Source organism: Alteraurantiacibacter aestuarii (genome assembly GCF_009827405.1).
Lineage (GTDB): Bacteria > Pseudomonadota > Alphaproteobacteria > Sphingomonadales > Sphingomonadaceae > Alteraurantiacibacter > Alteraurantiacibacter aestuarii.
Genome location: NZ_WTYY01000003.1, coordinates 21,909 through 44,696, shown reverse-complemented (window position 1 = coordinate 44,696; position 22,788 = coordinate 21,909). Strand labels below are relative to the sequence as shown.

15 protein-coding genes are annotated in these 22,788 nt (G+C 64.5%); 5 read left to right on the top strand and 10 right to left on the bottom strand.

The window, feature by feature from the left end; all coding sequences use genetic code 11:
• Window positions 1-32 precede the first annotated feature (32 nt).
• A complete protein-coding gene (locus GRI32_RS05600) occupies window positions 33-2,441 on the bottom strand; it encodes a glycoside hydrolase family 3 N-terminal domain-containing protein (RefSeq protein ID WP_160590336.1) in 2,409 nt (802 codons plus the stop codon).
• Window positions 2,442-2,502: 61 nt separating this feature from the next.
• Between GRI32_RS05600 and GRI32_RS05595 the strand changes: the two genes are divergently transcribed.
• From GRI32_RS05595 to GRI32_RS05585, 3 genes are read left to right on the top strand one after another with little or no spacing between them, the layout of a single operon-like run.
• Window positions 2,503-4,629: an alpha-glucuronidase gene (locus tag GRI32_RS05595; protein WP_160590334.1), complete on the top strand. Its 2,127-nt coding sequence runs from the start codon at window positions 2,503-2,505 to the stop codon at window positions 4,627-4,629.
• 45 nt (window positions 4,630-4,674) lie between these two features.
• A complete protein-coding gene (locus tag GRI32_RS05590; RefSeq protein ID WP_160590332.1) occupies window positions 4,675-5,775 on the top strand; it encodes a LacI family DNA-binding transcriptional regulator in 1,101 nt (366 codons plus the stop codon).
• A gap of 6 nt (window positions 5,776-5,781) precedes the next feature.
• A complete protein-coding gene (locus tag GRI32_RS05585; RefSeq protein ID WP_160590330.1) occupies window positions 5,782-7,560 on the top strand; it encodes an IlvD/Edd family dehydratase in 1,779 nt (592 codons plus the stop codon).
• 9 nt (window positions 7,561-7,569) lie between these two features.
• On the opposite strand, the gene GRI32_RS05580 is transcribed toward GRI32_RS05585, so the two are convergent.
• The 7 genes from GRI32_RS05580 to GRI32_RS05550 are packed head-to-tail and all read right to left on the bottom strand — an operon-like array spanning window position 7,570 to window position 15,939.
• Window positions 7,570-8,448: an aldose 1-epimerase gene (locus GRI32_RS05580; protein ID WP_237437414.1), complete on the bottom strand. Its 879-nt coding sequence runs from the start codon at window positions 8,446-8,448 to the stop codon at window positions 7,570-7,572.
• Entirely contained in the window at window positions 8,436-9,803 is a 1,368-nt protein-coding gene (locus tag GRI32_RS05575; RefSeq protein WP_202385959.1) for a glycoside hydrolase 5 family protein, read from the bottom strand. Before GRI32_RS05575 ends, GRI32_RS05580 begins: the two co-directional genes overlap by 13 nt.
• Entirely contained in the window at window positions 9,803-11,707 is a 1,905-nt protein-coding gene (locus tag GRI32_RS05570) for a sialate O-acetylesterase (RefSeq protein WP_237437413.1), read from the bottom strand. Before GRI32_RS05570 ends, GRI32_RS05575 begins: the two co-directional genes overlap by 1 nt.
• Entirely contained in the window at window positions 11,704-12,588 is an 885-nt protein-coding gene (locus GRI32_RS05565; protein ID WP_160590326.1) for an SMP-30/gluconolactonase/LRE family protein, read from the bottom strand. Before GRI32_RS05565 ends, GRI32_RS05570 begins: the two co-directional genes overlap by 4 nt.
• Window positions 12,579-13,364: a D-xylose 1-dehydrogenase gene (gene xylB / locus GRI32_RS05560; protein ID WP_160590324.1), complete on the bottom strand. Its 786-nt coding sequence runs from the start codon at window positions 13,362-13,364 to the stop codon at window positions 12,579-12,581. The genes GRI32_RS05565 and xylB overlap by 10 nt, the downstream gene beginning before the upstream one ends.
• 5 nt (window positions 13,365-13,369) lie before the next feature.
• Window positions 13,370-14,809 carry an aldehyde dehydrogenase family protein gene (locus tag GRI32_RS05555; protein WP_160590322.1) on the bottom strand — a complete coding sequence of 480 codons (1,440 nt, stop codon included), beginning with the start codon at window positions 14,807-14,809 and terminating at the stop codon, window positions 13,370-13,372.
• Window positions 14,810-14,814: 5 nt separating this feature from the next.
• Window positions 14,815-15,939: a fumarylacetoacetate hydrolase family protein gene (locus GRI32_RS05550; protein WP_160590320.1), complete on the bottom strand. Its 1,125-nt coding sequence runs from the start codon at window positions 15,937-15,939 to the stop codon at window positions 14,815-14,817.
• 94 nt (window positions 15,940-16,033) lie between these two features.
• On the opposite strand from GRI32_RS05550, the gene GRI32_RS05545 reads away from it, so the two are divergent.
• Window positions 16,034-17,752, top strand: coding sequence for a glycoside hydrolase family 43 protein (locus GRI32_RS05545; RefSeq protein ID WP_237437412.1), 1,719 nt, complete (start codon window positions 16,034-16,036; stop codon window positions 17,750-17,752).
• 57 nt (window positions 17,753-17,809) lie between these two features.
• Window positions 17,810-19,078 (top strand): MFS transporter, encoded by a 1,269-nt coding sequence (locus GRI32_RS05540; protein ID WP_160590315.1) that lies wholly within the window; start codon window positions 17,810-17,812, stop codon window positions 19,076-19,078.
• A gap of 66 nt (window positions 19,079-19,144) precedes the next feature.
• On the opposite strand, the gene GRI32_RS05535 is transcribed toward GRI32_RS05540, so the two are convergent.
• Window positions 19,145-20,191 carry a cupin-like domain-containing protein gene (locus GRI32_RS05535; RefSeq protein ID WP_160590312.1) on the bottom strand — a complete coding sequence of 349 codons (1,047 nt, stop codon included), beginning with the start codon at window positions 20,189-20,191 and terminating at the stop codon, window positions 19,145-19,147.
• Window positions 20,163-22,598: a glycoside hydrolase family 3 protein gene (locus GRI32_RS05530; protein WP_337190164.1), complete on the bottom strand. Its 2,436-nt coding sequence runs from the start codon at window positions 22,596-22,598 to the stop codon at window positions 20,163-20,165. Before GRI32_RS05530 ends, GRI32_RS05535 begins: the two co-directional genes overlap by 29 nt.
• Window positions 22,599-22,788 lie beyond the last annotated feature (190 nt).

Below are 22,788 nucleotides of genomic sequence, written 5' to 3'. Positions count from 1 at the left end.
CAGTGTGCCGCGGCGACTGGCCAGACCGGCAATCACGGTGTCACCGTCAGCACGGTTTCAGTCACGTCGCGCGAATTGGGACCGGTCATGATGGTGAACGTCCCCGGCTCCACCACCTGCTCCATATCGCGGTTCCACAGCGCAAAGCTCTGCGGGCGGATGGCGATATCGACCATGCGCGTTTCGCCCGGATCAAGTGTGACGCGGGAAAAGCCGACCAGTTCCTTCACCGGCTGGGTGACGGTGCTGATATCGTCGCGCAGATAGACCTGCACCACTTCATCGCCCGCCATGCTGCCGGTGTTGGTCACCGGCACGCGCACGGTCACGCCCTGGCCTGCGGTGATGCTGCTGGCCGAAAGGATAGGCGCATCGAAGGCAAAGCTGGTGTAGGACAGACCATAGCCGAACGGATAAAGCGGGCTGACTTCGGAGAACAAATAGCCGCGCCGCGCGCTGGGCTTGTAGTTGTAGAACACCGGCAGCTGGCCCACATCGCGCGCCACGGTGACGGGCAGTTTGCCGCCCGGATTGATCCGCCCGAACAGCGCATCGGCAATGGCATGGCCCTGCTGCTCACCCGCATACCAGGTTTCCAGAATGGCATCGGCACCCTCGGCAACAGCGGGATAGCTGGGCGGGCGGCCGTTCACCAGTACCGCGACAATCGGCTTGCCCAGAGCCTTCAACGCAAGGAACAGATCGTTCTGCTGCCCCACCAGGTCCAGATCGGTGCGATCGCCCAGATGGCCATCGGCCCAGCCCTCGCGGCTGGTCTGTTCGGTATCGCCGATGAACAGCAATATGGTGTCGGCATCGCGTGCAGCCTCGACAGCCTCGGCAATGCGGGCGGCGTTTTCTGCCGGATCGGCCAGCGTCACCTCATCGGCCCACCAGTCATCATCCTCGGTAATCACCACGCCTTGCGCATGGACGATGTCGGCCCGGTTACCCACCAGTTCGCGAATGCCCGCCAGCGGAGACACGGTCGCGCGCGGAATGCCGTAATAGCCGCCCAGCCGCGCAACATCGGCATTGGGCCCGATAACCGCGATCGTGGGACGCTCCCCGCCGGCAGCGGGCAGGGCAAGCGGCAGCACGCCATCGTTCTTGAGCAATACCAGAGAGCTTTCCGCCGCGCGCCGCGCCAGGGCAATGCCCTCTGCGGTGTTGGACCGCTGCGCCGCTGCCAGATCGCCATAGGGATTTTCAAACAGGCCGGCATCGAACTTGATCGTCAATATGCGCGCTGCGGCCTGATCGATTGTAGCGATATCCACCGTGCCATCGGCCACGGATTGCGCCAGCGTGGAATAGGCCGCGCCCACGGGCAGATCGATATCCACCCCGGCCGCCAGCGCCATGCGCGCAGCGGTGGCAATATCGGGCGCGACATGGTGGATCTGCGCCATCTGTTCGATGGCATAATAATCGGAGACGACCGCGCCGCCAAAACCCCATTCGCCGCGCAATATATCGCCCAGCAGCCATTTGCTGGAATGCGAAGGCACGCCGTCAATTTCGTTGTAGCTGGCCATCACCGCGCCGATGGCCGTGCGGCGCACCACCTGCTCAAACGGCGGGAAGAACACCTCGCGCAAGGTGCGTTCGGACACTTGTGAGGGGCCGACATTGGTGCCGCTTTCGGGCTGGCCGTGGCCGGTCATGTGCTTGAGCGTGGCAAACACCTGCCCATCGCGCAGGCGGTGATCGCGGCCCGGACCCTGCAGACCCTCCACCGCGGCAACGCCCATCTCGCCAACCAGGAAGGGGTCCTCGCCAAAGGTTTCCTCAATCCGGCCCCAGCGCGGATCCAGCGCCACGTCCACCACCGGGGAAAGCACCAGATGCACGCCGCGCGCGCGCACTTCGCTGGCGATATAGTCATTCACGTCGCGCACCAGACCGGGGTCCCAGCTGGACGCCATGCCGATGGATTGCGGGAAGCTGGTGGCATTGAGTGCGGCCAGGCCGTGCAGCGATTCTTCATGGAACAGCACGGGAATGCCCAGCCGCGTGGAGGAGCGCGCCCAGTCCTGCACCGCATGCACATATGCGAGGCTGTCCTCGATTGAGCGCGGCGGATTTTCGCGCGGGCTGGTGGGGCCTGTCAGGTCAGACGGGCGGGCGATCATGCCGATGCCGTGCGGGCGCACGGCGCTGGCCCGGGCCGGGCTGAAGGCAAAATCCGCGTCCTGGATTTCCACCTTATTGTCCCAGATGGTGGTGATCTGGGCGATCTTCTCGTCCAGCGTCATCCGCGCCAGCAGGTCTGCCACGCGCTGATCGGTGGGCAGCGATGCATTCCAGTACGGCGCATCGGCCATGGGCCGCGCGACCTGATGTGAGGCGTCCTGCGCCATCGACTGGGTTGCTATCGGACCTGAAAGCGCCATGATACCGGCACTGGCGGCCAGGCTGGCGCGCAACAATTTGCGCATAAATAAATCCCTCTCCCGAGCGCCGCGACTTGACTGTGAGGCGTCTTGTGGTAGCGCTACCATGATGAGAGGGAGAGAGCTTGTCAACCGCCTTGCGACGGGTCTTGTGCTGCTTTGTGCCGCGCTCGCCCTTGCGCCTGCTGCACGGGCCGAGGATGGCTATGGCCTGTGGCTGCGTTATGCCCCGCTGGAGGGGGAAGCGCTGGAGCGGCTGGCGCGGTTTGACCCGGAGATTCGCATCAATGACCACGCCGGATATATTGACCCAACGCTAGCAGCTGCGGCCGACGAACTGGCGCGGGGAATTGTCTCGCTGCTCGGGGACCGCGCAAAAGCCAGGCCCAGTGGCAACGGGATCATTGAAGTAGCCTGCGAAGGCATGATGGACATGAATCCGGAGCGGTTCATTGTTACGCCTTTTCGCGAAGCCGGTCGCCGCGGCCTGCGCATTACCGGCGGCGATTATGGGGCCTGCATATACGGCGCTTTCGGTTTGCTGCGCGAGCTATCGCTGGGCCATGACCCGGCAAGCATAACGCTGGACGAGGCGCCCGCCATGCCGCTGCGCATGCTCAACCACTGGGACAATCCCGATGGCCATGTGGAGCGCGGATATGCCGGACGCTCGATCTTCGACTGGTGGCACCTGCCAGACCGGCTGGACCAGCGGATGATCGACTATGCCCGCGCCAATGCCAGCATCGGCATCAACGGCGTGGCGGTAAATAATGTGAATGCGCGCGCCTTCATGCTGGAACCGGACTATATCGCCAAGCTGGCGCGGCTGGCGGACGCATGGCGCCCTTATGGTATTCGTGTGTTCCTCTCTGCGCGCTTCAGTGCCCCTGTGGACATCTGCGGACTGGCCACCGCAGACCCGCTCGATCCAGCCGTGGCAGCGTGGTGGCAGGCCAAGGCGGACGAAATCTACGCCGCCATTCCCGATTTTGGCGGCTTTCTGGTCAAGGCCAATTCCGAAGGCCAGCCCGGCCCGCAGGACTATGGCCGCAGCCATGCCGACGGCGCCAACATGCTGGCCGCCGCGCTGGGCGACCGGGGCACGGTGATCTGGCGCGCCTTCGTCTATTCCGCCGATGACGAGACCGACCGGGCGATGCAGGCCTATAATGAATTCGTGCCGCTGGACGGGCAGTTTGCTGACAATGTGATCGTGCAGGTCAAGAACGGCCCGGTCGATTTCCAGCCGCGCGAACCTTTCCATCCGATGTTCGGGGCCATGCCGAATACGCATCTGATGCTGGAAGCGCAGGTGACCAAGGAATATCTCGGCTTTGCCAGCCATCTCGCCTTTCTCGCGCCCATGTGGGAGGAAGTGCTCGACGCGGACACCGGGCACGGTGGCACGGTAGTCCGGACTGTGGCGCAGGTCGTGGCGCCGGTGGGCATGGCGGGCGTGGCCAACACCGGGTCTGATCGCAACTGGACAGGATCGGACTTCGATCAGGCGAACTGGTATGCCTTCGGGCGGCTGGCGTGGAACCCGCAGCTGTCCAGCGATCAGATCGCGCGGGAATGGGCGGCGCAGACCTTCAGCCGCGATCCGCAATTCCTGGGTGCGGCGGTGCCGATGATGCTCGAAAGCCGCGAGGCGGTGGTCGATTACATGACCCCGCTCGGCCTCGCGCACCAGATGGCGACCGGCCACCACTACGGTCCCGGCCCCTGGGTGTGCGACCTGCCGCGCCCCGAATGGAACCCCTGCTATTACAGCCGCGCCGATGCGGAGGGGATCGGATTCGATCGTAGCGCAACGGGCAGCAATGCTCTCGGCCAATATGCGTCCGCCATCGCTGCGCGGTGGTCCGATCCCGAAACGATCGACCCGGCCTTGCTGCTGTGGTTCCACCATGTCGGCTGGAACCATCAGATGCGTTCCGGCCGGACGCTGTGGGAAGAACTTGTCTGGCATTACGACAGGGGTGCCGCGAAGGTCGATACGATGGCCGAAACATGGTCCACCCTCTCCGAATATGTCGATGAAGAGCGCTTCCGCGCAGTGTCGGAAATGCTCGCCATTCAGCAGCGTGAGGCGCGCTGGTGGCGCGATGCCTCGCTGGCTTACTGGCAGTCTGTGAACGGGCTGAGCCTGCCCGCAGGCGCAGAGCCACCGGCCCATCCGCTGGACTATTATCGCGGCCTCGAATTTCCGGAGGCACCGGGTCAATGATCGGATACTTGCCGTTCCTGCAACGGGCGGTCTATGGCCTGAATTATGGCTGAAACCGGACCGAGCAAAACAGCGCGTAACGCACGGGGAGGCCGCCGCCGCAATGGTGCGCCAACCATCGCCGATGTCGCGCGTGAGGCGCACTGCTCACCCATGACGGTGAGCCGCGTCATCAATGACGAGGGCAATGTGCGCGATGCGACGCGCGAACAGGTGCTGGAGGCGATTGCCCGGCTCAATTATTCGCCCAACCGCGCGGCGCGCAGCCTGGCAGGCGGAGAGCAGGCGCGCATCGCGCTGCTGTTCGATAATCCTTCCGCCTCCTATCTCAGCGAATTCCTGATGGGCGCGCTGGAAGAGGCGAGCAAACGCGACATTCAGCTGGTGGTGCAGAGCTGCGATAATGTCACCGATGCCAAGCACCTGATGCGCAGCCTGTCGGAAGGCGGGATCAGGGGCTTCATCCTGCCGCCGCCGCTGTGCGACGATCAGAGCGTTCTCGATCTGGTGGCAGAACTGGATGGCATTGCCGTGGCCGTGGGGCCGGGCAAGGCAACGGGCACGCAAGGCGCCGTGCTGATCGACGATTACCAGGCCGCCTATGACATGACCAAGCACATCATCGGCCTGGGGCATGAGCGGATCGGCTTCATCATCGGCAATCCCGAACAGGTGGCGGCCGACAGGCGCCTCAACGGCTATCTTGCCGCCATGCGCGATGCCGGGCTGGAAACCCCGCAGGAACTGATCGTGCAGGGCCGTTTCACATACCGGTCAGGCATGCAGGGCGCAGAAAAGCTGCTGTCCGTGGAGCCAAGGCCCACCGCCATCTTCGCTTCCAATGACGATATGGCCGCAGCCACCGTGGCCGTGGCGCACAGGCGGCATCTGGATGTGCCCAACGATATCACCGTGTGCGGATTCGACGATACCGACATGGCCAGCTCGATCTGGCCGGAGCTCACCACCATTCGTCAGCCGATCCGGGAAATGACCGCTTGGGCAGTTGAAGCGATCATGCGGATCCTGCGCAGCAAGCGCGCGGGGGACCGCATCAAGGCGGAGCAAAAGACGCTGCCCTACACGCTGGTGCGGCGTGAATCCGATGCCGCCCCCTCGCTCGCATCGCGCGGCCAGCGCGCCTGACATGACATGACCGACCAGAAACGCCGCCTGCGATCAAGGGACTGGTTCGACAATCCCGAGCGGATGGACATGACCGCGCTCTATCTTGAGCGCTTCATGAATTACGGCGTTACGCCGGAGGAACTGCGCAGCGGCAAGCCGATCATCGGCATCGCACAAAGCGGCAGTGACCTGTCGCCCTGCAACCGCATCCACATCGATCTCGCCAGGCGCACGCGCGACGGCATCCGCGATGCGGGCGGCATCCCTATCGAATTCCCGGTGCACCCGATCTTCGAGAATTGCCGCAGGCCGACCGCCGCGCTCGATCGCAACCTGCTGTATCTGGGGCTGGTCGAACTGCTCAATGGCTATCCGATCGATGGCGTGGTGCTGACAACGGGGTGTGACAAGACCACGCCCAGCCAGATCATGGCGGCCAGCACGGTGGATATTCCCGCCATCGTCCTTTCGGGCGGGCCGATGCTGGATGGCTGGCATGAAGGCGAGCTGGTCGGATCGGGTACGGTCATCTGGCGCAGCCGCCGCAAGCTGGCGGCGGGCGAGATAGACGAGGAGGAATTCCTCCGCCGCGCCACCTCCAGCGCGCCCAGCGCCGGCCATTGCAATTCGATGGGCACGGCCAGCACGATGAATGCGGTGGCCGAGGCGATTGGCCTGTCGCTCACCGGCTGCGCAGCGATCCCCGCGCCATATCGGGAGCGCGGGCAGATGGCCTATCGCACCGGGCGGCGGATTGTCGAAATGGTGCATGAGGACCTGTGTCCCAGCCGTATCCTGACGCGCGAGGCCTTCCTCAATGCCATCGCCGTGGTCAGCGCCTGTGGCGGGTCTTCCAATGCCCAGCCGCATATTCAGGCGATGGCCGCCCATGCCGGTGTCGAACTGGAAGGCGCGGCGTGGCAGGATCATGGTTATGACCTGCCGCTGCTGCTCAACATGCAGCCTGCGGGCAAATACCTGGGTGAGCGTTTCCACCGCGCGGGCGGCGTGCCCGCGGTGATGTGGGAATTGTTGCAGGCGGGCAAATTGCACGGCTCCAGCCTGACCTGCACCGGCGCGACACTGGAGGAGAACCTCGCGGGCCGCGAAAGCAATGACCGCGAGATGATCCGCCCTTTTGCCGATCCGCTGATGGACAAGGCCGGATTCCTGGTGCTGAGCGGCAATCTGTTCGATTTCGGCATCTTGAAAACTTCCGTCATCTCGGATGAATTCCGCGCCCGCTACCTCTCACGCCCCGGGCAGGAAGGCGTGTTTGAATCGCGCGCCGTGGTGTTTGACGGGTCCGATGATTACCACCACCGCATCAACGATCCCGCGCTGGAGATTGACGACAATTGCATCCTCGTGATCCGCGGGGCGGGCGTGATCGGCTGGCCGGGCAGTGCCGAGGTGGTCAATATGCAGCCGCCAGATGCGCTGATCCGTGCGGGCAAGACATGTCTGCCAACGCTGGGCGACGGGCGGCAATCGGGCACCAGCGACAGCCCCTCCATCCTCAACTGCTCGCCCGAAAGCGCGGCGGGCGGCGGATTGTCATGGCTGCGCACGGGCGATCTGATCCGGGTGGACCTGAACGCGGGCACCTGCAACGCGCTGGTGGAAGATGCGGAGATCGCACGGCGCAAGGCCGAGGACCCCGCTCCGCCGGTGCCTGAAAGCAATACGCCGTGGGAAGAGATTTTCCGCGAGAAGACCGGCCAGCTGGGTGAGGGCGGCGTGATGGACTTCGCGCTCAAATATCGCGGCACTTCCAAAAAGCTGCCGCGCCATAATCACTAGACTGGCGCGTCAGGCGTCAGCGCCGATCCACAATTGCAGCGTTGCCGAGCAGGCTGGCGGCAGGGCGGTGATGCCGCCGGGGTCCTGATTCAACGCATCGGGCGCATGGCTGACCGGCTCCAGACACAGGGCGCTGCCATCGGCGGGGGCATAAAGATGCAGGAACGGCGCGCCGCGCGCGGCCAGCGTGATCGTGCCCAGATCGTCGGTGATCACCGCAGAACCGTTCCAGCCTGAAAAGCAGTGGTCGATGGTGCTTGCGGGCAGGGCGCTGCCATTCTCCCAGTCACCATACAGCGCGGGCGGGGCGATCTCCCCGGTCGGGATCAGCGCATCGTCCACCATCAGCATGCCGTCTGCATGGAACTGCACGCGGCTTCCCGCGCGGCGACGGAAGTAGGGATGCAGGCCAAGCCCGGCAGGCATGGGAATATTGGAGCGATTGGTCAGCGTCAGGCTGATCGCGCAGCCTTTTGGCCCCAGCCGGATGCGCTGTTCCGCCTCATAGGCCCACGGCCATTGATCCGACTGCCCATTCCACCGGGCCGGTCCTGAACCGGCGTGATTGTGGACCATGGCGATCTTGAAGTCGCGCCCGCCGGTAACCTGCCATTCCTCCTGCCAGCCAAGGCCGTGCAGGCTGCTGGTTTCTGGCATGAAATTATGCGGCAATTGCACCGCCTGCTCCTGCCATTCGAAGGCGGCATCGCGGATGCGGTTGCAATAGGGGACGAGCGGGAAGCAGGCGGCTTGCAGCACATCGCCCGATTGCGGCGGCATGGTGCGCAAGATATCCACGCCGCGAAAACTGAGGTGGCTCAAGGCGCCGCCGACAGCGGGCAGCACTCCTGCTTGCCAGTCACCAGCGCGCAGTGTCAGGCCGGGCATGGCTCCGTCAGGCCGCGGCATTTGGCGCGCACATGGTCACGGATAAGGCCGAGCATGGCGGCATCGCTGTCAAAATTGCCATACCAGCCCTGCGGTTCATGCGGCGGATCGCCCATGTAGGCGCGGTCGCCATCGCGGAAATGGAAGTCCGGATGGGCGGCGCGCGCTTCTCCGTTCCAGGCCCAGAAATTGCTGCCCTGCAAAGGGCCGCCATCGCGCCAGCTTGCTTCCACCGCATCATAGATGGTGCGATAATAGAGCTGGCGGAAATTGGTAGTCGCTTCGGGCGAATAGGCCTCACCGTCGCGGGGAAAGCCGAACTCCTCCACCAGCAGCGGCTTGTTCAGACCGGTGGCAATGCTGGTGTGCGTGGCGAGATAGGCGCTCACCAGTTCCTGCGCGGCAGGCCATGTGCCCGCCAGATCATCGCCCGAAACCCAGCCCCAGTTGAGCGGCCAGATATGCGCGGTGACATAATCGATCTGCGCATGCGCCAGTGCCACCAGCTCCTCACTGCCATTGGTCGCCTGCGTCCCCTCCTGCCCCAGTGACACGAGGTGATTGGCATCGAGCGAGCGGATCAGTTCGGCAGTGCCGGAAATCCACGCCAGATAGGCCTCGCCATTCCTGGCGATAGCCGCATCGCTGCCGCCGGGGCGCGGTTCATTGGCAAGCTGCCAGCTCATGATCGCAGGGTCATCGGCATAGGTGGTGCCGGTGATGGAATTGGTGCGGCTGACCATGTCGCGCAGATGCGCGTGATACAGCGCCACCGCGTCTGCATTGGCGTAAAACTCCGCAGTGGCATCGGCAAATTCGGGCCACGGATGGGCCGGATCGCCCATGTCCATATACTGCCCCGTCACGCGCTGAAGCAGCGTTTGCAGTCCGCCCGACCATTCCCAGAAATTGGACAGCACCAGCACCGCCGTCATGTCCCGCTTGGCAATTTCCGCCATCGCGAAATCCAGTCCTTCGAACATCGCCACATTGGCGCTGCCGTCAGGATGGGTGAAGCCGGGCTTGATGGAATTGTTGAGCGGGCCTTCCTCGGCTGCGGCCATGATGCGCAGATTGTTGATGCCCAGCGCCTGCAACCGGTCCAGCTCACGCATCAGCCGTGCGCGGTCTCCGTAATCGGCATCGGCACCCAGCCATGCGGCATACCACAGATTGGCGCCGACGATGCGATAAGGCTCGCCCCCGCGCAGCAGGCGCTGGCCGTCCACGGTGATGAAATCGGCGGCGGCGGCGGAGCTCTCATCCGCTGCCATGCAGCCGACCAGTCCCAGCGGCAGTGTCAGCGCCAGAGCGCCGGTGGCAGTACCGGCCAGAAGCCTGCGCCGGTCCATCATCACTGGACGATCTCCAATTCGAAGGCGGGCACGGCAATGTCCCGCGCATCGTACAGATTGACCACGGGCGCATCGGCCCAGCCATGACGAACGCGGGTGGCGGGAAGTCCATCGGCGCTGATCAGCAGCTGGTTGCCGTGCGGGCGGGCCAGCACGAAGCGGCAGGTTTCCTGACTATCCCCGCACAGTTCCACGCCCAGCGGAAAGGGGCCGCTATAGGCTTGCAGGCCGCCTACCACACCGCTGAATGTCACCGTGATGCTGTCACCATCAAGGGCGGCGCTTTCGGGCTGCGGCAGGGCCACGCCCTCGGCCGCCAGCGCCATGCGCAGGCCCAGCACATTCTTGTTGGCCGGGTGAATATCCGAAGGCTCGCCCAGATCGATGGCGGTCACCAGCGCGGCATTGCCATCGGCCAGAACGGCCTGGCGCTGTTCCTCGCGCAGGTCTGCCCAGCCGGACGCGACCGGCTGGCTGGTGCGCGTGCCGTAATCGGCCAGTTGCACCACCAGCATGCGCGCCTGATCGCCGAACTGGCCGCGCCATCCGTCAAACAGCGCGTGCAGCTTGTCCGCATATCCTGCCGGGCCGACATCGCTCTCACCCTGATACCAGGCGACGCCTGCCAGCCGCATGGGGCCAAGCGGGGCGATCATGTAATTGTGCATCACGCCAAGTCCGGCGATGCCATCCCATGGCGCGCGCGGCGGCATGTCCGCAATGGCGCCGATGGAATATTCCCAGTCAGCCCCCAGCGGGACCGTGTCACCGCCTGCGCTTGCAAAGAACAGCCGCTCCGGCCCGGCGAAAAATCCGCCCGTGTCCCAGTTGTTGCTGGCCACGATCAGCACTTCATTCTCGCCTTCGTGCAGATATTCCGCCGGCACGCGGTAATTCCGCTCGACACCCCAGCCGAACGTGTAACCGACCGGGTGGCCGTTGACCCATGTCAGGTCGAGATCGTCGATCGCGCCGATGGACAAGGTGCCTTCGCCGCGCGCCTGCTCTGCCGTGAGGGTGAAGCTCTGGCGTAGCCAGACATTGGCGGCGGGCTGGGTGTCCAGCCCCGTGCCGCGCCATTCATTCCAGAAGGAGAATTTGGGGATGTCGGCCCATTCCAGCATGTCCGGATTGGTCCACGGTTCATTGCCATTGTCATTGGCGCGCCACCAGTCATACCATTGCGGCACGAAGGCCTGCGCGGCGGCCAGCGGATCATGATCATACAGTTGCAGCTGATCCAGCGCGGCCTGGCCAAACATCGTTCGCACATGATCGGGGCTGAGCCATGAACTGGCGGCAGACCCGCCCCAGTTCGAATGGATCAGGCCAACCGGCACGCCATTATCGGCGCGCAGCTTCTTGGCCATGTAGAAGCAGGCGGCGGAGAAAGGCTCGACCGTTTCTGGCGTGGCGGCATGCCATGCGGCTGGCTCGCCAAATTCGCGGCGCGGGGCTGCGGCGGTGAACTTGGGCACCATCAGCAGACGCATGTTCTCATCGGGAGAGAGGCGTAGCTCATTATAACTGTTGAGCGCGCGGGCGACCGAAAGCTCCATGTTGGACTGGCCCGAACACAGCCAGACATCGCCGATCAGTATATCGCCAATCGCAGTTTCGCCGCTGGCATCGCGCAAAGTCAGCGTGAGCGGATCTGTGCTGCCTTCGCGGGCGGAGAAGGTGAGGCGGAACACGCCTTGGAAATCGGCCCGCGTACGCTGCGTTTCACCGTCCAGAGTGCCGGTGACCTGTGCCCCGCCCCCGGCAGTGCCTTCAATCATGATCGGCTGTCCGCGTTGCAGCACCATGTGATCGCCATAAGCAGCACCCGGCTGCGGAGCGGCATGGGCGGCACCTGCTGCAAGCATAGCGGCCAGCGCGGCGGATGCGGCCAGATATCTCATCCCAGTTTCACCGCAGCGGCGGCGAAACCGGCCACCGGCGCATCGAATGCGAACAGGCTTCCTGCCAGCGGGTATTGCTGCATGTCGGCTTCCTCCATGTTCTTGGTTGCCGTGGTGACATAGGCGGTGCGCAGGTCCGGCCCGCCAAAGCCCATCTTGGTGATGTCGCGCGCGGGCATTTCAATCTGGTCCACCAGTTCGCCATCGGGAGAAAAGCGCGCCACGTGCGATCCCAGATAAAGCCCGGTCCACACGTGGTCCTCGGCATCTACGACCGGCCCATCGGGATAGGCATCGGGGAACAGCGCGCCAGTATCGGCAAAGGGCCGCGCCTCGCCCACGCCATCGCGCGAAAGGTCTGCCACCATGATCTTCTGCGCGGTGGTATCGGTGAAATAGATCCGGTCGCCAGAGGGGCTGACGGCGGGGCCGTTGGTGATGGTGATGCCACCGGGCCCGGCGGCGCGGATATTGCCGCGATCGAAGACATAGAAGCGGCCAGAGGCCTGCTGCTCGCTATCATCCATCGATCCGAACCACACGCGGCCCCACGGATCGGTGCAGGCATCGTTGAGCCGATTTCCGGCAGGTTCCCCCGGCACGTCCATCAGCTTGTCAAAGCGCTGGCTGGTGGGATCGAAAGTGTACAGGCCATCCTGCAAACCGCACAGCAGCAGGCCGCCCTCTGCCGGCAAGGCCCAGCCGATCTGGCCCGGTGCCACCGCCATGGCATTGCTGCCATTGGCCGGATCGAAATGCCACAGCCGGTGCTGCTTGATGTCGACGAACCATACGATCTGGCGCGCGGCGTCCCATACAACGCCTTCACCCAGCTTGCTGCCCGCATCCAGGACAGCGCGAACAGGGGTGGTTACCGCCATCCGGCATCCACCCAGTAATTATGCGCGGTGCAGAAGCGGGCGTCATCGGACGCCAGGAACAACGCCATGGCGGCGATATCCACCGGCTGGATACGGCCATCCAGGCATTGTGCCGCCACAATCTCTGCCTCGCCTTCGGGCGAATACCATTTCATCTGCCGCGGCGTTTGCACATTGCCGGGGATGATCGCATTGACGCGGATATTGTCGCGCCCCAGCTCGCGCGCCAGACTGCGGGTCAGCCCCTCGATCGCGGCCTTGGCGGTCTGGTAAATGGTCAGGCTCTCCAACCCCAGGTGCCAGCTGATCGATCCCAGATTGATGATGCTGCCGCCGCCCGCCGCGCGCATGGCGGGTGCCACCGTCTTGGCGGCGAAGAACTGATGCTTGAGGTTCACCCCCATGCGATCATCCCAATATTCGGGCGTGACGTCGGCAATCTCGTGCCGGTCATCGTTGGCGGCATTGTTGACCAGCACATCGCAGCCGCCAAGCCGCGAGATCAGATCGGTTATGCGGGCTTCGTAGTCGGCGCAGTCGGTAACGTCGCAATGGGCATAGACCGGCGGGATTGCCGCATCGGCCATGCGCGCAACCAGCGCCTCGCTCGGCTGGTCCTGCACATCCACGAAGGCGACAGCGGCGCCCTGGCGCACAAAGCCTTCGACGATGCCTTCGCCAATGCCCGAACCGCCGCCACTTACGATAATCTTCTTCCCGGCCAGACTGGGGTAGATCGCCCCTTGTACCACTGGCTGTAAAACCCCCTGTGCCATCTGGCTCAGTCTCCTGTGTAAACTGTCTTGATCTGGGTGTAGAATTCCACCGCAGCAAATCCCTGTTCGCGCGGCCCGTAGCTGGACCCGCGAGAGCCGCCGAAGGGGACGTGATAATCGACCCCGGCGGTTGGCAGATTGATCATGACCATCCCTGCGCGCACATTCTTGCGGAAGTGCCGCGCATATTTGAGGCTGTTGGTCACGATGCCGGAGGACAGGCCGAAATTGCCGCGATTGGCGATTTCCAGCGCCTCGTCATAATTCTTCACCCGCACGGTCGAGACGACGGGGCCGAACACCTCCTCGTTGTTGATGCGCATGTCAGGATCGGTGTCGGCGATCACGGTGGGCTGCATGAAATAGCCCTGCGTGGCGCATTCCACCTTGTCACCGCCGCCAGCCAGACGGCCGCCTTCTTCGCAGGCAATCGCCACATAGCGGAAGTTCTGCTCCAGCTGGGCCTCGCTCGCCGCGGGACCAACCTGCGTATCGGGGTCCATCGCCGCGCCCACTTTCAGCGCGCGGCCACGCTGGGCCAGGGCTTCGACAAAGGCATCGTGAATGCCGTCTTCCACGATCACCCGGCTGGATGCGGTGCACCGCTGGCCGGTCTGGAAGAAGCCGCCATCGGCAGCAATCGCCACCGCCTTGACCAGATCGGCATCATTCAGCACCACCAGCGGGTTCTTGCCGCCCATTTCCATCTGTACGCGCGCCTGGCGGGCCATGGCATTGACGCCAACCTGCGCGCCCACGCCCTGGCTGCCGGTAAAGCTGATCGCGGCCACATCGGGATGATCGACAATCGCGCGGCCCACATCGCCGCGGCCCAGCACCAGGTTGAACACGCCGGCGGGAATGCCCGCCTCATGAATGATTTCCGCCAGCGCATAGGCCATGGTCGGCGTGATATTGGCGGCTTTCAGCACCACCGAATTGCCAAAGGCCATCGCCGGGGCGGCCTTCCATGCCGGGATGGCGATGGGGAAGTTCCACGGGGTGATCAGGCCGACAACGCCCAGCGCTTCGCGGTGGGTGGCAACATCCAGGCCGGGGCGGGTCGATTCCAGCGTCAGCCCGTGACGGCGCAGCGCTTCCCCGGCAAAATAGCGGAAGATGCGCGCGGCGCGCAGTGTCTCGCCAATCCCCTCGCCGCGCAACTTGCCTTCTTCGCGGGCAAGCAGCTCGCCCAGTTCGGCGGAGCGGGCGAACAGCGCGGATGCGACCTTTTCCAGCAGGTCAGAGCGTACTTCGGGCGAGGCATCGGCCCAGCCGGGCTGTGCGGCCTTGGCGGCGGCCACGGCGGCGGCCACATCATCCGGGCTGCCATCGGGGAAGCGCGCCACAACGTCGCTGGTGTCGGACGGGTTGATGCTTTCCAGCGCATCGCTGGCGCCGACGAATTCGCCGCCGATGTAATGGGAGAGGGTGCGGTTGGTCATGAAGCTCAGATCCTGTCGATGAGGCCGCGCGCGGCCAGGTTGCGCGCAAATTCGGCAATGCCGAAGGTCCAGGCCGGCGCATCGCGCGAAGTGGTCACTTCATTGCGCAACGTGCCGATCCGGCGCGAAGATATTGTGACAATGTCGCCGATCTTGTGGGTGAAGCCGGCGCCGGGCTGATCGCGGTCCTGTGTGGGCGCAAACAAGGTGCCGCAAAACAGCACGAAGCCATCGGGATAATGATGTTCGGATTGTGCCTGGCTGACCAGGTCAAGCGGGTCGCGGCTGATCTGGGCCATCACATTGGTGCCCTCGAGCCGGTAGCCCTCCGGCCCCTCGATCAGCAGGTCGACATTGGCCTGGCGCACGTCATCCATGGTGAAGCCATCGTCGAACAGGCGGATGAACGGCCCCAGCGCGCAGGATGCGGTGTTGTCCTTGGCCTTTGACAGCAGCAGGGCAGAGCGCCCTTCGAAATCGCGCAGGTTGACGTCATTGCCCAGCGTCACGCCCACCACTTCGCCGTGCGCATCGCACACCAGCACCACTTCGGGTTCGGGATTGTTCCAGCTCGAATCGGATCGCACACCGATCAGCGCGCCATGACCGACGGAGGACAGGACCGGCGATTTGGAGAATATCTCCGCATCGGGGCCGATCGCGACCTCCAGATATTGCGACCACATGCCTTCGGCGATCAGCACCGCCTTGAGTTCCGCCGCCTCATGACTGCCGGGCACGACAGAGCGAATCCCCGCGCCCACCTTTTCCTCCAGCGAGGCGCGGATTTTCGCCGCCGTTGCTGCATCGCCGCGCGCGCGCTCCTCAATCACCCGCTCAATGGCGGAAAGTGCAAAGGTGACGCCGCTGGCCTTGATACATTGCAGATCGACAGGCGAGAGCAGCGACCAGCCGTCTGGCAGGCCATCCTCCACGCTGCCGATATCGCGCCCGCCGGTGAATATCCTGCGCGCCACCGCGCCGCTGATGCTGGCCACGTCCTGCGTCAGGTCGAACAGGCGACCACCGCGAATGGCGATCACGCACGGACCATCAGGCCCCTGTGCACGGCCGATGAAATGGCCCGAAGCAAAATCCCCGGGCAGAATGTCTTTTATTTCGCCGGCCATTGCCGATGCTTGCCCTCTCCACTGATAGCGCTACCATAAGGGCGGTGTTGGCAAGGGGCAAGGATAAAGGCCGCTGGCAGGGGGAGATATTCCGATGTTTGGTAATTTGTTTAAGCTGTTGATGGTCGTGACATCGCTGAGCGGGGCATTTCCTGCGCTGGCCGGCACCACGGCGCGCTTCGATTATGTCGAGTATCAGGCGCTGGAAGACGAGCTGCCCGTGCCCGCTGGTTCCTATCGCAATCCGATTCTGCCCGGTTTCCACCCCGATCCCTCGATCACGCGGGTGGGGGATGACTTCTACCTCGTCACTTCCACCTTCTCATGGTTTCCCGGCCTGCCGATATTCCACAGCCGCGATCTGGTGAACTGGCAGCTGGCTGGCCATGCGATCGACCGTCCCGGCCAGGTCGATTTTTCCGGTCTGGGAACGAATCGCGGATTGTTCGCTCCGGCCATCACCCATCATGACGGGCGCTTCTTCATCCTCAACACCTGCATCGATTGCCGCGGCAATTTCATGATCACGGCGGACGATCCGTCGGGTCCGTGGTCGGACCCGGTGTGGCTGCCGTTTGACGGGATCGATCCCTCGCTGTTCTTCGGCGAAGACGGGCGCAGCTGGATCGTCTATAATGACGCGCCTCCCGGCCAGCCGCAGTATGACGGCCACCGCGCGTTGTGGCTCCAGCAATTCAATCCGCAGACCAGCGCGTTCGTGGGGGAGCGGATTCTGCTGGTCGACGGCGGCGTTGATCTGGCTGCGCAGCCGGTGTGGGCCGAAGGACCGCATATCTACCGCGTGGGCGAGTACTATTACCTGCTGGCAGCCGAAGGCGGCACGGCAGACCAGCATTCGCAGACCATTTACCGCTCGCGCTCCGTCACCGGGCCTTACGAACCCGGTCCCGTCAATCCGATTCTGACGCAGCGTGACCTGCCCGCCGATCGGCCTGACAGGGTGGAGGCCACCGGCCATGCCGATCTGGTGCAGCTGGATGACGGCAGCTGGTGGGGCGTGTTCCTGGCCACGCGGCCGTTCGCGGGCCAATCCACCTTGCTGGGGCGCGAGACTTATCTGCTGCCGGTCAGCTGGGAGGATGGCTGGCCGCTGTTCCTGCCGCCGGGCGCCGCCGTTCCGCCGGTGAATGCCGCACCAGACCTGCCCCCGTCACCGGGAACAGACTGGCAGCACTGGCGCGATGACTTCGATCAGGATCGCCTGTCCGCCGAATGGATCGGCATCAGGACACCCGGACCGGTGCAGCAAATCGGGCAAGACCATGCTGAAAGCAGCTTGTGGGTCATCACCGGCAAGGATGCCGCCGGAAGCCTTGCCCACCCTGCCTTCACCGGTCGCCGCCTGCGCCACCATGCGGCCCAGGTAACCACGAAGCTCGACTTCAATCCCGCTGCTGATGGCGAATTTGCCGGGCTGCTGGCCTTCATGGACGAGGCGCATTTCCTCGCCTTCGGGATCGAGCAGGTGGCCGGCGAACGGGGCGAACGCCAGATGGTCGCCCGCCTGCGCACCGATGCTGCACAAGACCAGCGCGGCGAAGTGGTCGCGCGTGCGCCCATGGGCCGAGCAGGAGCGGTGGAACTGCGCCTCCAGCTCAATGGCGGCGAGGCGCAGCTGAGCTGGCGCATGGCGGGCGATGAGGGGTGGAACAGGCTGGGTAATGGGCCGGGGAATGGGCCGGGGAATGGGCTGGGGAATGGGCTGAACGTCGAGCCGCTCGCCTCCATTCACGCCGGACTATTCACCGGCTTGGTGATCGGGCCCTATTCCCACTCCGGGGAAATACGATAACAGGGACGCCGGGAACGGTGCTGCTGCAAGAATGCGGCAGGCAGGGGAGAATGTCTGATGGATAACAAGCCTACGGTGCGCGCCGCGTTCATTGCCGTGACCACGTTGTTTTTTGCCTGGGGTTTCATCACCTCGCTGATCGATCCGCTGGTGGCATCGGTGAAAGGCATTTTCACCCTCTCCAACGCAGAGGCGCAGCTGTCCGCCTCGGCCTTCTTCATCGCCTATGGCGTGATCTCCTTCCCCGCCGCCGTGCTGATTGCGAAAGTGCGCGCGGTGCCCGCCATCCTGATCGCGCTGGCGACAATGGCGGCGGCCTGCCTGATCATGCTGGGCGCGGCCAATATCGCCAATTACACGCTGGTGCTGGGCGGTCTGTTCGTGCTCGCCAGCGGCATCACCATCTTGCAGGTGGCGGCCAATCCGCTCGCCGCCGCGCTGGGCGATCCCAAACACAGCCATTTCCGCCTTACACTGGCGCAGACCTTCAATTCCTTCGGCACATTCATCGGCCCGTATCTTGGCGCGGTGCTGTTCCTGGAAGGGCTGGAAGTGAAGGAAGGCTCGCTGGTTTCGGACGAAGTGCGCGATGCCGCGCTGATGGGTATCGACAAGGCCTATTTCTGGATTTGCGGGCTGCTGATCCTGCTGCTCGCCTTCTTCTTCCTCAGCCGCAAGACAGTGGCCGCCGCAGCGCCGCCGCCAGTGCAGACCATGGGCATCGTCGCCATGATCGGCGATGCTTTCTCCAGCCGCTGGGCGCTGCTGGGCGGGGCGGCGATCTTCCTCTACGTCGGCGCGGAAGTGGCCATCGGCACGCAGATGGCGCTGTTCCTCAATTCGGACGGTATCTGGGGCATTCCGCTGGAGCAGGCGGGCAAGTCCGTGTCCTTCTACTGGGGCGGCGCGATGGTTGGCCGGGCGGTCGGATCACTGCTGCTGGCGCGTTTCAATGCGGCCCGGTTGCTGGCGATCTTCACCGCCATTGCCGCGCTGATGTGTTTCTACGTGGTGAGCGTTGGCGGCATCAGCGCGGGCTATGTCGCGCTGTCTATCGGCCTTTTCAATTCGATCATGTTCCCGGTGATCTTCACCCTGACGCTGGAACGCTCCACCGCCAGCGAGCAGGCCACATCGGGCCTGCTGTGCACCGCCATCGTGGGCGGCGCGTTCATCCCGCTGCTGGTTGGCGTGCTGTCCGATATGTCGGGACTGGTCACCGCGCTGGTGCTGCCCGGCGCCTGCTACCTGCTGCTGTGCGGCTTTGCCGTGGCGGCAGGTCGCAAGGCACCCGTTCGGGAGGCCGAGGCGCAGTCAGCGCATTGATGGCAGCAGGACTTACTCGCCGGGATTGCGCTTGATCCCGGCGAACGGGCGAGGCCTGCAAAGCGGTCAGCTGGTGCCCAGTACCTGCATCACGAAACGGCGGATCATTTCGCTGCGTTCGGGTGAGGGCGGGCCGTTCACTCCGCGCGCGTGCAGTGGCAGGTGGTCGGCCGCTCCGGCGGCATCCTCGCCAAACACCATGTGATCGAACCACGCGCGCCAGGCCTGTCGCTGCGGCAGGGGCAGGTCGCGAATGGCCATCATCGCATGCACCAGCGCCAGGAAACCGCCACCACGAGCGACATCGTTGTGCCAGTAATTCATCAGCACATTGATCGGCGCGCTGGCCTCCACATGGTGCCACCACAAGGTGGGAATATAGATTGCATCGCCCGCCTCCAGATCCACGAACAGGGCGGTCTCCAGAGCCGTGGCATAGCGCGGATAGCGCTCCAGATCGGGCGCAAGCGGATCGACCATGCTGACCGGCTGGCCCGCCAGCGTGACATTGAGCGGGCCGACATAGAGGTTCCCGGTCTGCTCCGGCGGAAACAGCGTGAAGCGCCGCCTGCCCACTGCCACCACGGCGAAGTTGTCTGACAGGTCGAAATGGGTGGCAACCTGCGTGGCATTGCCCAGCCAGATGCGCGCGATTGCCTGCATGTCCGCCACCAGCGGCAAGGGATTGCGCTGGTCGAAGCCGGGCAGGTGGGTGGCGGTTGAAGTGGCCCCGGCATAAATTCCGATCGGCGCCGGATCGCCCGCGATGGTGCGCAGATGCTGCGCGAGGCCGGACAGCGACAGGCGCTCGCGGCGGAAATTGAAGCCGCGCAGATCGGGCGAATAGAAGAACCGCCCGTGCTCCGATTCCGGGGCCAGCATGATGTCCGTCGGCGCGCCGCTGTCGAGCTGCTCTATCATGCTCAGCGCCGCTTCCGGCGATTTCAGCCCCGCCTGCACAATCGGCCATTCGCGGGCCAGGCCGCGGATCACCAGCGGGCGGTATTGCGGGCGATAATCCCGCTCGAACGCAGGGCCATCGCAGGCGGCGATCTCCTCAATCGGTGTCACGAACCGGGCCGCATCACGAGCATGGCAGGATCTGCTCCGCATCCATGCCCAGCCGCACTTCGGCCAGCGAAACATCGGCCCCGCCCTCGGTCGCCAGGATGAAGGGGGCAGAGACATTGGCCATGTCTATCCCCTTGTCTCGCAGGCATTTCAGCGGGAGGCCATAGCGCACATAGCCTTCGGTCACCGGCAGCATTGCGGTGCTGACGGCCCTGTTGGTGCCGCCGCTGGTCATGGCGATACCGGACCATTCGGCGGCCCGGTCCACCTTCACCGTGAACAGCAGCATGATATCGGCATTGGTCTCTCGCGTGATGTCGATCGGCTCAAACGTGCTGACCGAAATGGCCGCTTCGCCCGATGCGATATCGAACCGCCGCGCGCCTTCCTGCACCACGTGGTTGACTGCGGTAATGCGGGCGCGGCCATCCAGCGCCTCTGCCGGAACGGTGGTGATGCGCGTCTGGCTGCCGGGCTGGCCGGGGTCGGCAATATGCAGCGACCAGGCCGCAGCGGGCACACCTTCGGAGAACCACACGCGGCTGTCCCCCACCTCGCCAGTGGCCACCAGCGGCAGCGTCTCCCACGCGGTGGGCGCGCTGGCATAGGTCAGGCCATAGCCGAAATCGAACAGGGCACCGTCCGCCATATCGGGCGTGCGCGGCCAGGCAGCGGGCAGTTTGCCGGTGAAGTCGAAGCGCGCATTGCCTGCGCTATCGCCCAGCAACACATCCGCCACGCCTGCGCCTTCGCTGCCCGGCAGCCACGCCACCACGAAGGCATCGGCGGAATTGAGCGCTTCATTCACATATAGCGGGCGGCCGGTGATCATCAGCGCCACCACCGGAATGCCCTGCTCACGCAGGCGCTGCATGGTGGCATAGGGACCGGTCAGGTCGCTATCGAGTGCCAGCGTGGCGCGGTCGCCCTGAAACTCGGCATAGGGCCGCTCGCCAAACACCACTACCGCGGCATCGGGCCGCTGGGTGAAGCTGCCATCGGGGGAAAGTTCCGCACTGCCACCGGCGCTTTCCACGCCGTGTTGCAGGCCCGCCCAGATCGACGTTGCGCCGGGGAACAGGTCGTTCGTCAGGCCCGTGCCCTGCCAGCTGAGCGTCCAGCCGCCAGACTGGCGGGCAATGTCATCCGCCCCTTCGCCAGCCACAAGCAGCCGCCCGCCGGGGGCCAGCGGCAGCACGCCGTCATTGCGCAGCAGGACCATCGACTTGCGCACTGCCTCACGCGCCAGGGCGCGGTGCTCCGGCGCGCCCAGAACATCATACTGGCCGGAAAGATAGCGCTGCGAGGGGCGCGGTGCGTCAAGCAGGCCAAGCCGTGCCTTGACCCGCAGGATACGGGACACCGCGTCGTCAATGCGCGCCATCGGCAGCTCACCTGCGTGGGCACGGGTCAGCAGATCATTGTAGATCGGCCGCCAGCTATCGGGCGCCATATACATGTCGATACCCGCCAGCAGCGCCTGCGGGCAGCTTTCATTGGTGCACCCCGCCACCTGCCCGTGGGCGTTCCAGTCCGATACGGTAAAGCCGCCGAAATCCATGCGATCCTTCAGCACACCAGTAAGCAGGCTTTCATTGCCGGTCATCTTCACGCCCTGCCAGCTGGAGAAGCTGGCCATGACAGTGGAGACGCCTTCGGCAATGGCCGGCCCGTAAGGTGCGCCGTGGATCTCGCGCAGCTCTGTCTCATCGATACTTGAATCGCCCTGGTCGGTGCCGTTGTCGGTGCCGCCATCGGCCAGGAAATGCTTGGTGGATGCCAGCACATGGGGGCCTGCCAGCAGGTCCTGATTTCCGGGTGGCCCCTGCAGCCCGCGCACCATCGCGCCGACATAGGAGGCAACCAGCGCCGGGTTTGAGGAATAGCCTTCGTAAGCGCGGCCCCAGCGGAAATCCTGCGGCACCGCCACCGTGGGGGCAAAGGTCCATTCCTGCCCCGTCACGCGCACTTCAGCGGCGGTGGCTGCACCGATTCGCTCTATCAGTTCCACATCGCGCATCGCGCCAAGGCCAATGTTGTGCGGGAACACGGTTGCGCCGATGATATTCGCATGGCCATGCACGGCATCAGTGCCCCAGATGACCGGAATGCCCACGCCGCCATCGGACCTGTCGACAGATGCAGTGTAGAACTCGTCCGCCAGCCGCAGCCAGTCTGATGCGGGTGCCAGGTCATTGCCATAAGGCCCGCTGTTGCCGCCATTCAGCACCGATCCCAGATTATAGTCGCGCACGTCGTCGGGCGTGACGCAGCACAGATCGGCCTGAACCAGCTGGCCGATCTTTTCCTCCAGCGTCATGCGCGCCAGCAGATCGGCGATGCGCGCTTCATCCTGCGGGGGGGTCTGAACCGGATAATCGTAGGCAGGCCAGTCCTGCGGATGGGCAATGCCGGACCCGCCAGCCGCGCCGGCTGAAGTGCCTGCCACCGCGCTTGCTGGCGGACCTGACTGACCCGCCGCACAGGCCGCAACCAGCAAACCCGCAAGCCCAACCAGACCCGCTTTCCCGTAACGCAACATTATCCCTCCCATTACCCGCCACCCCGCGGGAATCTTGCTATGTGAGCGCTACCATCCTAACTCTGGAGGCTATTGTCAAAGGCATAATTCAAAGCCG

Bases quoted from the DNA above. Each gene is read 5' to 3' on its own strand.
- GRI32_RS05600 (WP_160590336.1), bottom strand. From the start codon at position 2,441: ATGCGCAAATTGTTGCGCGCCAGCCTGGCCGCCAGTGCCGGTATCATG.
- GRI32_RS05595 (WP_160590334.1), top strand. From the start codon at position 2,503: ATGATGAGAGGGAGAGAGCTTGTCAACCGCCTTGCGACGGGTCTTGTG.
- GRI32_RS05590 (WP_160590332.1), top strand. From the start codon at position 4,675: ATGGCTGAAACCGGACCGAGCAAAACAGCGCGTAACGCACGGGGAGGC.
- GRI32_RS05585 (WP_160590330.1), top strand. From the start codon at position 5,782: ATGACCGACCAGAAACGCCGCCTGCGATCAAGGGACTGGTTCGACAAT.
- GRI32_RS05580 (WP_237437414.1), bottom strand. From the start codon at position 8,448: ATGCCCGGCCTGACACTGCGCGCTGGTGACTGGCAAGCAGGAGTGCTG.
- GRI32_RS05575 (WP_202385959.1), bottom strand. From the start codon at position 9,803: ATGATGGACCGGCGCAGGCTTCTGGCCGGTACTGCCACCGGCGCTCTG.
- GRI32_RS05570 (WP_237437413.1), bottom strand. From the start codon at position 11,707: ATGAGATATCTGGCCGCATCCGCCGCGCTGGCCGCTATGCTTGCAGCA.
- GRI32_RS05565 (WP_160590326.1), bottom strand. From the start codon at position 12,588: ATGGCGGTAACCACCCCTGTTCGCGCTGTCCTGGATGCGGGCAGCAAG.
- xylB (WP_160590324.1), bottom strand. From the start codon at position 13,364: ATGGCACAGGGGGTTTTACAGCCAGTGGTACAAGGGGCGATCTACCCC.
- GRI32_RS05555 (WP_160590322.1), bottom strand. From the start codon at position 14,809: ATGACCAACCGCACCCTCTCCCATTACATCGGCGGCGAATTCGTCGGC.
- GRI32_RS05550 (WP_160590320.1), bottom strand. From the start codon at position 15,939: ATGGCCGGCGAAATAAAAGACATTCTGCCCGGGGATTTTGCTTCGGGC.
- GRI32_RS05545 (WP_237437412.1), top strand. From the start codon at position 16,034: ATGTTTGGTAATTTGTTTAAGCTGTTGATGGTCGTGACATCGCTGAGC.
- GRI32_RS05540 (WP_160590315.1), top strand. From the start codon at position 17,810: ATGGATAACAAGCCTACGGTGCGCGCCGCGTTCATTGCCGTGACCACG.
- GRI32_RS05535 (WP_160590312.1), bottom strand. From the start codon at position 20,191: ATGCGGAGCAGATCCTGCCATGCTCGTGATGCGGCCCGGTTCGTGACA.